The 13,078-nt window shown below is 62.5% G+C and carries 11 protein-coding genes; 3 read left to right on the forward strand and 8 right to left on the reverse strand.

Features of this window, described 5'->3' with window-relative positions:
• Window positions 1-47: 47 nt before the first annotated feature.
• The 3 genes from NW858_RS01715 to menA all read right to left on the reverse strand — a co-directional run bounded on the left by NW858_RS01715 (window position 48) and on the right by menA (window position 4,094).
• The gene (locus tag NW858_RS01715) at window positions 48-1,226 is read right to left on the reverse strand and encodes an LptF/LptG family permease (RefSeq protein ID WP_414519501.1); all 1,179 of its coding nucleotides are present in this window, start codon (window positions 1,224-1,226) and stop codon (window positions 48-50) included.
• Between the two features lie 77 nt (window positions 1,227-1,303).
• Complete coding sequence (locus NW858_RS01720) at window positions 1,304-3,097, reverse strand: LptA/OstA family protein (RefSeq protein ID WP_414510318.1); 1,794 nt, start codon at window positions 3,095-3,097, stop codon at window positions 1,304-1,306.
• A gap of 130 nt (window positions 3,098-3,227) precedes the next feature.
• Entirely contained in the window at window positions 3,228-4,094 is an 867-nt protein-coding gene (gene menA, locus NW858_RS01725) for a 2-carboxy-1,4-naphthoquinone phytyltransferase (protein ID WP_414333088.1), read from the reverse strand.
• A 375-nt stretch (window positions 4,095-4,469) separates the two neighbouring features.
• Between menA and NW858_RS01730 the strand changes: the two genes are divergently transcribed.
• Both NW858_RS01730 and thrC read left to right on the forward strand, forming a co-directional pair.
• The gene (locus NW858_RS01730; protein ID WP_414519503.1) at window positions 4,470-6,023 is read left to right on the forward strand and encodes an isochorismate synthase; all 1,554 of its coding nucleotides are present in this window, start codon (window positions 4,470-4,472) and stop codon (window positions 6,021-6,023) included.
• Window positions 6,024-6,154: 131 nt separating this feature from the next.
• Window positions 6,155-7,234 (forward strand): threonine synthase, encoded by a 1,080-nt coding sequence (thrC, locus tag NW858_RS01735; protein WP_414333101.1) that lies wholly within the window; start codon window positions 6,155-6,157, stop codon window positions 7,232-7,234.
• A 17-nt stretch (window positions 7,235-7,251) separates the two neighbouring features.
• On the opposite strand, the gene NW858_RS01740 is transcribed toward thrC, so the two are convergent.
• The 5 genes from NW858_RS01740 to NW858_RS01760 all read right to left on the reverse strand — a co-directional run bounded on the left by NW858_RS01740 (window position 7,252) and on the right by NW858_RS01760 (window position 11,723).
• Window positions 7,252-8,136 carry a hypothetical protein gene (locus tag NW858_RS01740; protein WP_414510320.1) on the reverse strand — a complete coding sequence of 295 codons (885 nt, stop codon included), beginning with the start codon at window positions 8,134-8,136 and terminating at the stop codon, window positions 7,252-7,254.
• A 310-nt stretch (window positions 8,137-8,446) separates the two neighbouring features.
• Window positions 8,447-9,847 carry an AtzE family amidohydrolase gene (locus tag NW858_RS01745; protein ID WP_414519505.1) on the reverse strand — a complete coding sequence of 467 codons (1,401 nt, stop codon included), beginning with the start codon at window positions 9,845-9,847 and terminating at the stop codon, window positions 8,447-8,449.
• Window positions 9,844-10,032 carry a DUF4089 domain-containing protein gene (locus NW858_RS01750; protein WP_414333082.1) on the reverse strand — a complete coding sequence of 63 codons (189 nt, stop codon included), beginning with the start codon at window positions 10,030-10,032 and terminating at the stop codon, window positions 9,844-9,846. The genes NW858_RS01745 and NW858_RS01750 overlap by 4 nt, the downstream gene beginning before the upstream one ends.
• Window positions 10,033-10,132: 100 nt before the next feature.
• Window positions 10,133-10,714, reverse strand: coding sequence for a hemerythrin domain-containing protein (locus tag NW858_RS01755; protein WP_414519507.1), 582 nt, complete (start codon window positions 10,712-10,714; stop codon window positions 10,133-10,135).
• A 136-nt stretch (window positions 10,715-10,850) separates the two neighbouring features.
• A complete protein-coding gene (locus tag NW858_RS01760; RefSeq protein ID WP_414519509.1) occupies window positions 10,851-11,723 on the reverse strand; it encodes a tRNA (5-methylaminomethyl-2-thiouridine)(34)-methyltransferase MnmD in 873 nt (290 codons plus the stop codon).
• A gap of 136 nt (window positions 11,724-11,859) precedes the next feature.
• On the opposite strand from NW858_RS01760, the gene accD reads away from it, so the two are divergent.
• Entirely contained in the window at window positions 11,860-12,804 is a 945-nt protein-coding gene (accD, locus tag NW858_RS01765) for an acetyl-CoA carboxylase, carboxyltransferase subunit beta (RefSeq protein ID WP_414366485.1), read from the forward strand.
• Window positions 12,805-13,078: the final 274 nt, after the last annotated feature.

The following is a 13,078-nucleotide window of genomic DNA, read 5'->3' on the forward strand; positions in this document are numbered from 1 at the left end:
TAGCCACCTTGCCCAAGGGCTGAAGCCATGTGGGAAGTTGCCGAATCTCACCGTAAAAACCGCCACAGTAGAGAGAAGCCCACCCCGCCGAAAATCATATTCGGCAACCAGGCGGCCAGCCAGGGATCGATCTGCTCAACTCGACCCATCGCGCGTCCTAAGCTCATCAGTACATAGTAAATAAACACCAGGACAATCGCCAGCGCCACACTACCATAGCGCCCGGTCTGCCGCACCGTTTGTAGGCCCAAGGGCGCAGCCACCAAGATGGCGAAAAAGCTGGCCAAGGGAATGGCGAACTTGAGGTGGTATTCCGTCAGGCAGCGGGCCACATCGGCAGAAGGACGTTGCTCCGCTCGATATCGCTGGCATTGCTCCCACAGCTCTGCCGCCCGTTGCTCCTGGGGCACCTTTTCGGCGTACACCAGGCCCACCAACTTGTTGACGATGTTCAGCTCCATCTCCGCCACCTGGCCCTCGTAGTAGGTGCGCCCCCGCTCGTCGTAGCGACGGATCACCACGTCTTGCAGGTGCCACGCTTGGCCCACCTGACGTGCCGTTTCGGCAGAGATCACCTGCGGGTAGCGTAGGTGGCCGGTCTCGGCCTTGCGATCCAAAATCAGCAGATCGTGCATCAAGCCGGTCTTCGGGTCAATGGATCCCACATGAAACCAAAGGTCGTCGTCCACCCGCACAATTTCTTCGGAGTCAAACGGAAGGGCATCCTGAGCCAGGATGAGGTTGGTGTTCAGGGTTTTCACTTTTTGGTTGGTTTGGGGCACGATCACTTCATTGGTCAACAGCGCCAGGCCGCTGATCAGTAGACCGATGCAGAGCACCGGAATCAGCACCTTGCGATAGGGGATCCCGGCGGCTCGCAGAGCCGTGATCTCGCTATCGGCCCCCATCCTGCCCAGGGTGAGCAGGGTGGCAAAGAGGCCGGCGATGGGGAAGGTGACCACCAAAATGGCGGGCAAGTTGAGGAGGAGAATGTGCAAAATCGTGAGGGGAGGGGCGCCTTTTTTCACCAGCAAATCGGCGTAGATAAAAAGCTGGTTGCCCAGCATCATCACCGTGCCCCCCGCCACGCCCAAAAAGAAGGGGCGGATCATCTCTTTGCAGAGATAAAACTCCAAAAAAAAGCCCCCCAACTTCAGGGATCCCCAAAAGCTTCCCGTCTGGGCAGAAGTTCGGCGCCGTTGACCCTTGGCCAGTGGGGTGGTCATTTGGCTCTGTTACCTCAGGTGCACAACCTCAGCCAGCTTTCGAGATCTAGACGACCCCCAGCCAGGATGGGATCCCGTCAGAGAGCATCGGTGATGCGAAATTGAAACATCCCCTGCTGCTGCTCGTCCCCCTCGACGGTGTACTCATCCTGTTCCAAGTTCAGGGTGACCAGCCTGCCGCTGAGGCGGTTGGCGCCCCGGCACATCTGATCCAGAGCATCGCGACCGGGCAGCGGTGCGCCGCTCTCGCGGGGAATCGGATTGATCTCGCCGCGATCGCAGAGGAGGACGGGAGCCTGGTCGGCGGTGATCCTGAAAATCTGCCCTTGGTCAGAGTAGTCGGCGCGATCCCCTTCGATGGCGCGGTTGGCCTGCACGATGACCACATTGCCGAAGAAGCGGGCATCGCTGCTGGCCTGGTCGATCTCCACCCGGTCGGCGTAGATCACGGTCGGCTGGTCCACATCGGCCTGGGTCTGCGGGTTTTGCAGACGCCGCGCCAGCCAGTCCCCCTCGATCTGCTCGATCACCACCTCCCCCCGCAGCTCCACCTTCTCAGGGGTGATGGTGGCCTGGTTGGCCTTGGCCTTGCGCCCCCGCTGGATAAACTCGACAGCATCGCTAAACTCCGAGGTGCCGGTGCGGGAGTTGTAAACCAGGCGGGCGGCCCGCACTTCCGTTTCGGCTTGGCGCAGCTCCTCCGTCAGGGATCCGCCGCCGGCGGCTGGGGTAGAGGCGGCCATCTGCCGGTAGAGAACGTTTTCCTCGAAGAAGAAGATCTTGTCGCGGTGGTTGCCCTCCAGGCGGGCGGAGGTGAGCACCCGCCCCGGCTCGCGCAGGGTAACTCCCCCCGTCAGCAGGCTTTGGGATTCGCGACGGCGGTAGGTGCCCTGGGCCGACTGGATGACGGTTTCCCCCTGGCGGATTTCCAGGTTGCCTTCCCCGCGGGCAACTTGCGTGTTGCGGTCGTAGGTGAGGCGGTCGGCGATGATGGTGACCTCCTGATCCGGTTGGTTGGAAGTAGCCTGTGGGCCAGCCTGGGCCAAGCGCAGATCCGCCAAGAGGGGATCCCGGCTGCCAGGGTCGGCCACCTCCTGCAACACGACGCCGCCGGAGAGAATGCTCTGGGCCTGTCGGCGCAGGTAGGTGCCCTGAGGGGCGCGGATCTCGAGGCCGCCTTCGCGGATGCGCAGGTTCCCTTTCCCTTCGGCCACCTGTTGGGTGCGGTCGTAGGTGATCTGGTCGGCGGTGATGGTGGTGGAAGCGGGATCCGCCGCCGCCGAATCCAAGGGCAGCACAGTTAGCTTGCCCTGCTGGGCGCTGAGGAGGGCAAATTGGAAGTTAAACGAGCCGGAGCGGCCCTCTAGGATCATTTCTTGCCCTTTGAGGGTGAAGGCCTCCGGCACCTCGATGCGCTCTTCGGGGGTGATTCGCAGAGCGCGGGTCAGGAGCAGGCTGCCATCCTCGCTCCTCACCTCCACCCCCTCATCCAGATACAGCGCGTCGGCGCTGGCATCGTAGCGGGCACGCTTGGCCTGCCAAGTCATCTGCTCGCTGCTGGCAAAAAACGGATCCGGCACTCCTTCCAGCTGATCGGCACTTTCTCCGTAGAAGTAGCCGTGCGCCCCCTGCTCAAACACCTGTTGTCCAGTGGCCAGCTCCACCTGCTCGGCGATCAGCCGCCAACGCCGATAGCCCCCCCGCCGCCCCACAATATCCACCCTGCGGCTGACCGAAAGGGGCTGATCCGGGGGGGGAGACTCCACCTTCACTTCTTCGATATCGATGGACAAGGCCCAACCGACCAAAGCAGCTAAGAGGCTGCTCCCCAAGAGCGCCACCCCCAGATTGGAATTGAAAAATCGCCGCATCCTGTTCTCGCTGCTTCTCCACGTCGATCCTTAGCCCACGACCGGTAGCGGGGCCAGGCAACCTAGGCTGTAGCTTACCGCAATTTACAGGCCGCCGCGGCGGGATCTGGAGCATTTCTAAGGTTCTGGTTTATCCCAGACGGCTGAGGATAAAGCCCAACCCCAGAAACAGCCCCAGCCAAAAATGGAGGTTGACGGCGATGAACTTGGAGTGGCTGATCCGCTGCGGCTGGTCGTGGTAAGCCCACAGCAGGCGGGAAAGCTGCACCGCAAACGGGATCCCGGCCAAGCTCAGCAGCGTCCAGGCCGGAAAAGCCCCCAGCCCCACAAACAGCAGCATCAGGCCGAACAGACTGCCGCAGATCCAAGGGATGAGGCGGGCGGAGCGCAAGGTGCCCAGGCGGGCCACCGGCGAGCGCTTGCCGGCAGCCAGATCGTCCTCCACCTGATGGAAATGGGAGCAAAACAAAATCAAACTGGTTACCATCCCCACCACCAGTGAGGCCGCCAGCCCCGGCAGCGACCAGCTTCGGCTTTGGCTGTAGTGGGCGGCCAAAACCGCCAGCGGCCCGAAGCTCAAAAAACAGAGGAGCTCCCCCAGGCCCTGGTAGCCCAGGCGCAGGGGCGGCCCCTGGTAGGCATAGCCCAGCCCGCAGGCCAGCAGCACCAATAGCAGCACCGTCGGATCCGATTGCCGCCAGCTCAGCCACAGGATCCCTGCCAGCCCCAAGGCCAAAAAGGCATTCCCCACCCAAAATACCTGCCCCGGCTTGCCCGTCAGGTTGACCAGCGAGTGGAGCTTGTTTTTGTCCACCCCTGTCTGGGCATCGAACACGTCGTTGCTGAGGTTGACCCAAGCCAAAAGACAGATGGCTGCTCCCAGAAATACGGCCAAAACTCCTACATCCATCGCCCCTGCCTGGGCATAGGCGATGGCGGATCCCACCCAGATGGGCATGATCGCCACGCTGTACATGGGGGGCTTAAGGGCGGCCATCCACAATTGCCGCCGCGAGGGACGATCCCAAGTGCTCTTTTCGGCAAGCTGTACTGGGCTGGCCTCTGGACTCCTGCGCGTTCTCTTGGACGGTTCCGGCTGTGCGAGCATGTTGGCCCTGGCTCTCTCTGGTTCTGTGTATGCTCTGTATTTGTTAGGTTAGGATGCTTCCGTTCCCATCCCCAGGGATGCTAAGAAACTTTGCAATCCGTGAAGAAGTTCCTCAGGTTTTGCCCCTGAAGGCCCAAGCAACCGGCCTGTCTCCTGATCTCGTATAATTTTGTATCCTGAAGTACCCTGCTGGCGGTTCCCCTCCGGGTCGACGCTCGTCCTGTTTTCGGCCAAGGTGGGATCGGCTTCTGTACTCTTTTTTGCATGACCTCCTCTCTTTTTTCTTGGAATGCCCCCAGTGCGGAGCGGCCGAGAGCCTGGCCGTCGATCACTTCCGCCTCTGTTGGGACAGACCAGGAGGGGGAGCGGCTCTGCTGGCATTCCCTTCTGGCCGCCTGCCAAGAGAGGGCGCGGGCGCAGGGGATCCCTCAAATCCTCAGCCTGTCGCGGCCTGTCCCAGGGCTAGATCCGCTGGCGGCGCTGGCCCGGCAGTTGAGCTGGCTTCCCCCAAACCGCTTCTCCCACCATTGCTATCTCTCCCACCAGACCCAGGGAGAAAGGGTGCGGGTGCTGGGGTGGGGATCCCTGCGGCAGGTGAATCTTTCGGGGGAGGAGCGATTTCAGACGGCACGGGCTTTTGTACAAGCGTTGCAGCCTCATGTCCATGTCGCTCCCGTCAGCGGCAGCGAGTCTCCGCCAAGGGGTGGCAGCCGACAAGAACGCCCCTTGTGCTTCTGCCGCTTTGGCTTCGGCCCCGGGAGCGGTGGCGCAGCGGCGTTGGTTCTGCCCCGCTGGCAACTGTTGCAGGTGGGGGGGGAGCTGACGGTGGCGCGGCTCAATCTGGAAATCGGTCCCGACAGTGACCCGGCGGCCTTGGCCGGCCAGATCGCCGCTTTTTTTGCCCACATGCAGCGCCTTTCCCAAGCGCCCTTGCCCCGCTGGGAGCTGCAGCCCCCTCTGGAGGTGGCGGTGGCGGAAGCAGCCCTCTTGGCGCGGATTCAAAAAGCCCTGCAGGCCATTGAGGCGGGATCCCTGCAAAAAGTGGTGCTGGCGGAAGCCGTGGATCTGGCGTTGCCCTCCCCTCCCCCGCTCCCCTCCCTGTTGGCCTATCTGGAGGCCCATCACCCCGATTGCAGCGTCTTCGCCTTTGCCTCAGAGAGCCAAGGGATCCCAGAGGAGTCCCCGCTTCCCGCTCAGGTTTTCGTGGGGGCCAGCCCGGAGCGGCTGCTTTCGGTGTGGCAAGGCCGGGTGCAGATCGATGCGCTGGCCGGCTCCATCGCCCGCGGCGCCAACGGCCACCAGGATCGGATGTTGGCCGAGCAATTGCTCCGCAGCGCCAAAGACCGCCGCGAACACCAGTGGGTGGTGCGCTCGATTCAAGAGGCTTTGGGCCGGCTGGGGATGGATCCTCAGATCTCCCCGCAACCGCGGCTGCTCCGCCTGGCCAACATCCAGCATCTGCAAACGGTCATCGAGGTGGAGCTCCCCGCCGACGTGCATCTGTTCGACCTGTTGGCCCAACTGCACCCGACGGCAGCCGTGGGAGGCTATCCCCAACAGGCGGCGCTGCAGTGGCTGGAGCAGGTGGAGCCCTTCGATCGCGCCAGCTATGCCGCCCCGCTAGGCTGGGTGGACTTGCAGGGCAATGGCGAGCTGGTGGTCGGGATCCGCTCGGCCCTGATCGAGGGGGAGCGGGCCCGCCTGTATGCTGGTGCCGGCATCGTGGCCGATTCCAACCCCGTCCAGGAGTTGGCCGAGATCCGCCTCAAGCTGCACGCCCTGGCCCAAGCCCTGGCCCTGCAGCCCTTGCCCGGATAGGCTCCCCCCTGCCGGCATGGGGCAGAGCCGATACAAGCGCTCCCCAAACAGTTACAGTTAAAAAGCCAGTTCTTCGATGGCCTCGACTTCTCGGCAGCATGGTCACCCTCAATTCTACCCATCCCTCCCGTATGGCCGGATCCCGCGCCCAAGTGGGGCTCTGGCCCGGCCTCATCGAGTACTACCGGGAGTGGCTCCCCGTCGGCCCCGGCACCCCTGTAATTACGCTGCACGAGGGCAACACCCCTCTAGTCCCCTCTCCCGCGCTGAGCCGACGGCTGGGGCGGGGCTGCCAGGTTTACCTGAAGCTGGAGGGCCTCAACCCCACCGGCAGCTTCAAGGATCGCGGCATGACCATGGCTGTATCCAAGGCCAAAGAGGCGGGGGCGGAAGCCGTCATCTGCGCCAGCACCGGCAACACCTCGGCGGCAGCCGCCGCCTATGCGGCCAAAGGGGGCCTGCGGGCCTACGTGCTGATCCCAGATGGCTATGTGGCCAAGGGCAAGTTGGCCCAAACCCTGATGTACGGGGCCGAGATCATCGCCATCCAGGGCAACTTCGACCGAGCACTGGCCATGGTGCGGCAACTGGCGGAAACCTACCCGGTGGCGCTGGTCAATTCTGTCAACCGCTTCCGGCTGGAGGGGCAAAAAACCGCTGCCTTCGAGGTGGTGGATGCGTTGGGGGATGCCCCCGACTGGCTCTGCATCCCCGTGGGCAATGCCGGCAACATCACCGCCTACTGGATGGGCTTTTGCCAGTACCGCCAACAGGGCAAGGCCAGCCGCCGCCCGCGCCTCTACGGCTTTGAGGCGGCCGGCGCCGCCCCCATCGTCCTCGATCGCGTGGTGGAACATCCGGAAACGGTGGCCACGGCCATTCGCATCGGCAACCCTGCCAGTTGGGCGAAGGCCAAGGCGGCAGTCCAGGTCAGCGGTGGCCGGGTGGACAGCGTGACCGACGAAGAGATCTTGGCGGCCTATCGTCTGCTGGCGGCAGAGGAAGGGATCTTCTGCGAGCCGGCCAGTGCCGCCTCGGTGGCCGGGTTGCTGAAATGGCGGGAGCAGGTGCCCGCCGGCGCCCAGGTGGTATGCGTTCTCACCGGCAACGGCCTCAAGGATCCCGACACGGCCACCCAACAGGGAGCCGCTCCCGTCCACACGGGGGTTGCCCCCGAGCTGGCCGCTGTTGCCCGTCTGATGGGTTTTTAGCTAATCCGCTTGCCCGCTCAGGCAGCCTGCGACTGCAGGGGCCCTGAACAAGCCAAAATGAACTGGTGGATCTCCAGCAGAATGCCTTCCGCCCCGGCCAAAGCCTCCGGCAGGGTTGCCAGCACCTGGGCATCCGCTTGTGCAGCCTGCTCTGCTTCTTGCAAAAGATTGATCGAATTATGGTCGAGCAAGAGCTCTAGCTCGTTTAGGGCCACCACTGCCAGTTGCTGTTCGGCTTGATGGAGCTTGTTTCGTAAAGTCTGAACTTGGTCGGTTTGCGCTTTCAGCCCGGCTTCCGCCTGCTCAGCGCGAGCGATGGCCTCATCCCGTTGAGCTTTCAACAAGGCCATCTCTTGCTCCAGTTGGGCCAGTTGCTTTTGCAGGCTGTAAATGTGCTGATCCCGATCTCCCAAAGCTCGTTCCAGCTCGCGGTTTTGAACTTCCATCTGCTGACGAGCTGCGTTCGCTTGGGCTAGCTGTTCTGCCAAGTTTGCCATTTCCTCTTCCATGCGGGTCAGCCGACTCAAGCGTTCCAAAACCTGAGTGTTTTCCGCCTCGAGTTTTTCGATCAACGCTTGAGCGCCCAACAGCTCTGCTTTGGTAGAGTCCAGCTCACCACAAACTTGGTCATAGTTGGCGATCAGCTCGCTCAGCCGAGCCTCTTTGGCCTGTAGCTCTTCCCGCAGGGAATGAAGCCGGCGGTCGCTCTGCTCGATGCGCTGCTGCAAGAGGGGCAGTTGAACCAAAGCCTGCTGAGCGGCGCTGAAATAGCCGAACAGTTGTTTGAAGTGGCGCTGCAGACGGCTGTGGGATTGATCCAATTTGTCGAAGGCTTCGTTGAGAGAAAGATAAGCCTCGCACAGTTTCATGTAGCGCTGGGCCACAGAATCAAGGTGCTTCATAGCGACTAAGATCCAGGTGGGGGTGCCGTGTCTATTTTATGCCGTTCATTCTATCGACCCAACCCGGAAAAGAGGTTATTCGCTACAACAACTGGGGGATTAATTTTACTTTAAGATTTTCCTCTCTCTAGGCAAGCAGCTCACGTCCTGCCCCAACCAGATTCAAACTCTCTGGCAAAAACGGCCCTTAAGAGTAGCACATTTTTACTCCCATCGAGGGGATCACACATTTAGCGTCTGGAGCGGAGCATTTAAAATTAAAAAACACCAGATATGGTTCAAACGCGCCTGAAAGGGGGCTTCTGCTGGCTCAGGCAGGCCGCGCCTCCGGGATCCCCAGCGCTTCCAGATGGGCGGCGGCCCGCAACAGGTTGGCCTCTTGGTAGGGGGCAGCCACCAGTTGGACGCCAAAGGGCAGGGATCCGCTCTCGCGCAGCGGCACCGACAGCACCGGCAGGCCGACAAACGAGAGGGGCTGGGTGTAGAGACCCAGGTTGGGCCGGGTGAGGACTTCCACCCCAGCGATCACCATCTTCTCTTGGCCAAGCAAGGGGGCAGAGCAGGGGGTGGTGGGGGCGATGAACAGGTCGATCTCTTGAAAGAGGGCCTGAAGCTGCTGGCGATACCAGCGGCGAAAGCGCTGCGCCTGCACGATCCAACTGGCGGGCAGCAGAGCGCCAGCCAAAAGGCGATCCCGGGTGGCCGGGTCGAAGTCGTGGGGACGAGTTCGCAGGTGATGCAGGTGCAGGTTGGCTCCCTCGGCAGCCGTGATCAGGAAGGCAGCGGCGCGGGCGCGCTCGGCCTCCGGGATCCGCACCGTTTGCTGGGCTCCCAGGGCCTGGGCCACTTTTTCCACGCCGGCCAGGATGTGGGGCTCTGCTCCCCGCAGGAAGTAGTCGTCGGCCACGGCAATGCGCAAGCCTTGGATCCCTTGCCCCAATTGCCCAAAGGTGGGATCCGCAGGGCGGCGGGCGCAGACGGGATCCTGGGGATCCGGCCCTTGCATGGCATCGAAGCTGAGGGCAAGATCGGCCACCGAACGGGCCAAGGGGCCCACGTGGTCAAAGCTGGGAGCCAACAGGGCTACTCCTGCCCGCGACAGACGGCCATAGGTGGGCTTGAGGCCGTAGATGCCGCACAAGGCGGCGGGCACCCGAATCGAGCCGTTGGTGTCGCTGCCCAGGCTGAGGGGTACCAAGCCCCCGGCCACGGCTGCTGCCGAGCCACCCGAAGAGCCGCCGGCACTGCGGCTGAGATCGTGGGGGTTGCGGGTGGGGCCGTAGTGGCTATTTTCGGTTACAAAGCCGTAGGCGTACTCGTCCATGTTGAGGGTGCCCACCAGGATTGCCCCTGCCTGCTTGAGGCGGGCCACCACCGTGGCATCTTGGGGGGCCGGGGGGTTCTCGCGGTTGATCGCCGAACCGGCTAGGGTGGTGAGGCCAGCCACATCGAAGAGGTTCTTGGCGGCAAAAGGCACCCCCGCCAGGGGGCCCACCGGGATCCCTTTGGCCACCTGTCGATCCAGCCGCTCCGCCGCCTGCAGGGCCGATGCTTCCAGCACGGCTGTAAAGGCATTGAGCTGGGGATCCCGCTGGCGAATCCGCTCCAGACAGGCGGCCACCACTGCCTGGGCGCTCACGGATCCCCGGCGGACGGCCCTGGCAATCGCGAACCCGTCGGCGCTGCCGAGAAGAGGGGAATCCGGGGTCATGGCTGGGGGTTGAAGGTAGGATCTGGCTCAACCGTCGGTGGCAGCGGAAACTCCAGTACCTGTTGAGCAAGGGGCAAAAAGCGGGCGAAGTTTGCGATCACCCCCGCTCGATGGTCGGGATGCAGGGGCAGTTGCAGCAGTTGGGCCATCGAGTCGACGTAGGTTTCGGGATCCCAGGGTTGCATCGATTCAAGGGGTCGGCTGGGGAAAAGGTACCACAGGCCAGCTTGCCAAAACCAGCAGAAAGTTACCCAAGGCAGAATCCAAAGACAAGACCGTCCTCGGTTAAGGCGTGGCCATCGACGCCGTGCTACCTGGCGGGGGCCAAAGGCGTTCGCGGGGCAAGACAGGGCGAGTCACGGCCTGCCGCTCCCATTCCTCTAAATTGAGGCGACGACCGGCAGAACTGGGGGCACTGGCCTGCAGGCGCTTGCGGAACAGGCGCAACTGCTGTTGCTCGGCGGCGGGAGAAACACGCTGGGCAAAGAGGGGATGCAAGAGCTTCTCTTCCTGCTCAAACTGGGCCCGCAACTGCCGATAAAAGTGAAGGGCAGCAGAGGGATCCAACTGCTGCGGCTCACGCTCCGCCTGGTGCAAAAAGCGGGTCAGCTCCGGGATCTGATCCCGCAACTGTTGCTCCAGCCCATTGACCTGGCTGCTGAGCTGGGGATCCGCTGCCAGAGCCGTCCTGAGCAGCGGGTAGAGGACATGGCGCTCCAATTGAATGTGGCGGGAGAGGCGCTGCCGCAACCTTTGCACCCAGAGACGCCGCTGCTCCAGATCCAACTCCGAGGCCCGAGAGAGACGAGCCAAGAACTGCAGGATAACCCGGTGCTGTTCGGCACAAAGGGCAACCAGTGTAGACATAGCAGTTCCCTGGAGAAAAAGCTTTATCTTAGCTTAACTTTGTCAAGAAACAGCAGCGTGCGTAAGGGTACGGGACTGGTGCAGGTGTCTTGGCTACACCCCGACAGCAACCCCGGCAAAAGCTGCCCTCCGGTTGCTAGGCTTGCATAAGCCAGCGGCGTTTCCAGGCGGAAGTGGGCTCAAGGGGTGAAGTTTGCTGTTCCTGCTGGCGCTGCAGCCGAATCTGTGCTCTGTCTCCCTGCAAGGTGGGATCCCGGTAGGGCACAGCGGCGCGGGTTTTCAGGTGCTCCCACTCCATGGGGGAGAGGGGCGGCAGGTGATCCGGTTGGGGTGAGGCCACCGTGCCCGGCCAGGGGCGACCCACCGGCGGTGTCGAGCCAATAAACAGGCCTGCCTCCAGCAAGGCTGCTCGCACCGCCGCCGCACAGGAATAGGTGGCCAGGATCCCGCCGGGGCGCATTCGCGCCGCCACTGCCCGCAAAAAGTCCACCGTCCACAGCTCCGGGCAGACGGAAGGGGAGAAGGGATCCAAAAACACCGCATCCGCCCATCCCAGCGGCACCTGGAGCAGGGTTTGGCGGGCATCTCCCCACAGCAGCGTTCCGCGCCAGCGCGGCGATTGCCAGGATCCCTCGTTGATAAAGTGTTGCCACTCCTGGCTAAAGCTCCAAGTGGATCCCACCCCCACCTGCCAGGCCTGGCGGGGCACCTGCGGGGAGCGCTCTAGGCCAATGACTTCTACAGGGCAGTCGGGCCGCACCTGCCAGATTGTCTCCAAGGCCAGGCCAGAGTTGTAGCCAAGGCCAAAGCAAATATCCAAAAGACAAATGGGATCCTCCGGATCCCGCTCCAACGGCAGCCGATCCAGCCGGCAAGGGCGGACGAACTTCTCCAGCGCTTCCTGAGCGGCGCCGCTGAGGTTGTGAAAAGCCTGCCCAAACTCCTGGGAGAAAAAGGTCAGGGATCCATCCCCTGTGGTCAACACCTGCCACTGGGTTTCTGCGGTCATGGCTACTGCAAGTTTCTATTTCCAGCTTGGCGATTCTTTGATAGCTTGAGAACGTTAAGATGAGTTTCGCAGCTCACCGGCAGGGCTTGTAGATTCAGCTCTGGCCATCCCTAGCTAGGGGGGTACCTCAGCGGCTATGTCTTTACTGGATTGGTTTGCCGAGCGGCGCAAGCAGACTTCTCTCAACTTGACAGGCAGCAGCCCCTTTGACAAAGAGCGGCAAGTGCGAGAGATTGCCGACGGCCTCTGGCAGAAGTGTCCAGCTTGCGACGCTCTCACCTACAGCAAAGATCTGCAGCAGAACTGGCAGGTTTGTCCAAGCTGTGGCTACCACCATCGCATCACAGCCCCGCAGCGGCTGGAGCAGCTTTTGGATCCCGGCTCCTGGCAGCCCCTCGACGAGCACCTGGCCCCCACCGATCCGCTGCACTTTTTCGACCAAAAGCCCTACGCCGAGCGCCTGGCCGCCTACCAGGAGCGCACCCAGCTCAAGGATGCCGTCCTGACCGGGCTGGGCACTCTGGAAGGGATCCCGGTGGCGATGGGCGTGATGGATTTTCGCTTTATGGGCGGCAGCATGGGCTCGGTCGTAGGCGAGAAGATTACCCGTCTCACCGAACGCGCCACCTGCGATCACCTACCCCTGATCCTTTTTTCGGCCTCTGGGGGAGCCCGCATGCAGGAAGGGATCCTCAGCCTGATGCAGATGGCCAAAACGGCAGCCGCTCTGCAAAGGCACCGCGAAGCCGGCCAGTTGTTTATCTCCGTGCTTACCCATCCCACCTATGGGGGAGTGACCGCCAGCTTTGCCATGCTGGGAGACTTGATCCTGGCCGAACCCGGCGCCCAGATAGGGTTTGCCGGGCCCAATGTTATCGAGCAAACCATTGGCAAGGGCAAGCTTCCCGAAGGCTTCCAGACGGCTGAGTACTTGCTAGCCCATGGGCTCATCGATGCAATCGTGCCGCGGACTGAACTGCGCAAGCGCTTGGCCCAGTTGCTGGCCATGCACCGACCCCGCTTGCACATGTCCCTTGCCGCGCTCGATTCGACTTACGCCCTCGATCCCGCCAGGATCTGAGACGGGAAGTAAAGGTTGGATCCCTCTGTCTGCAGGCGGAGCAGTTAGCTCCCCTCTCCCTTTGGGAGAGGGGCCGGGGGTGAGGGATTGCTCCCCTCTCCCTTTGGGAGAGGGGCCGGGGGTGAGGGACTGCTCCCTGGCTGAAGAGGAAGGGAGGGTAGCTGCCTCAACGGCACAGCGCGCCTAGATCCGGCAGACAATCTCAACCAGTGGGAAGTTGCCATGGCAAAGAAGGATACCCTCTCTGTCTGCAGAAGAGGGATTTTCTGCCGAG

Origin of the sequence: Synechococcus sp. H55.10 (assembly GCF_047502715.1) — a bacterium.
Taxonomy (GTDB): Bacteria; Cyanobacteriota; Cyanobacteriia; order Thermostichales; family Thermostichaceae; genus Thermostichus.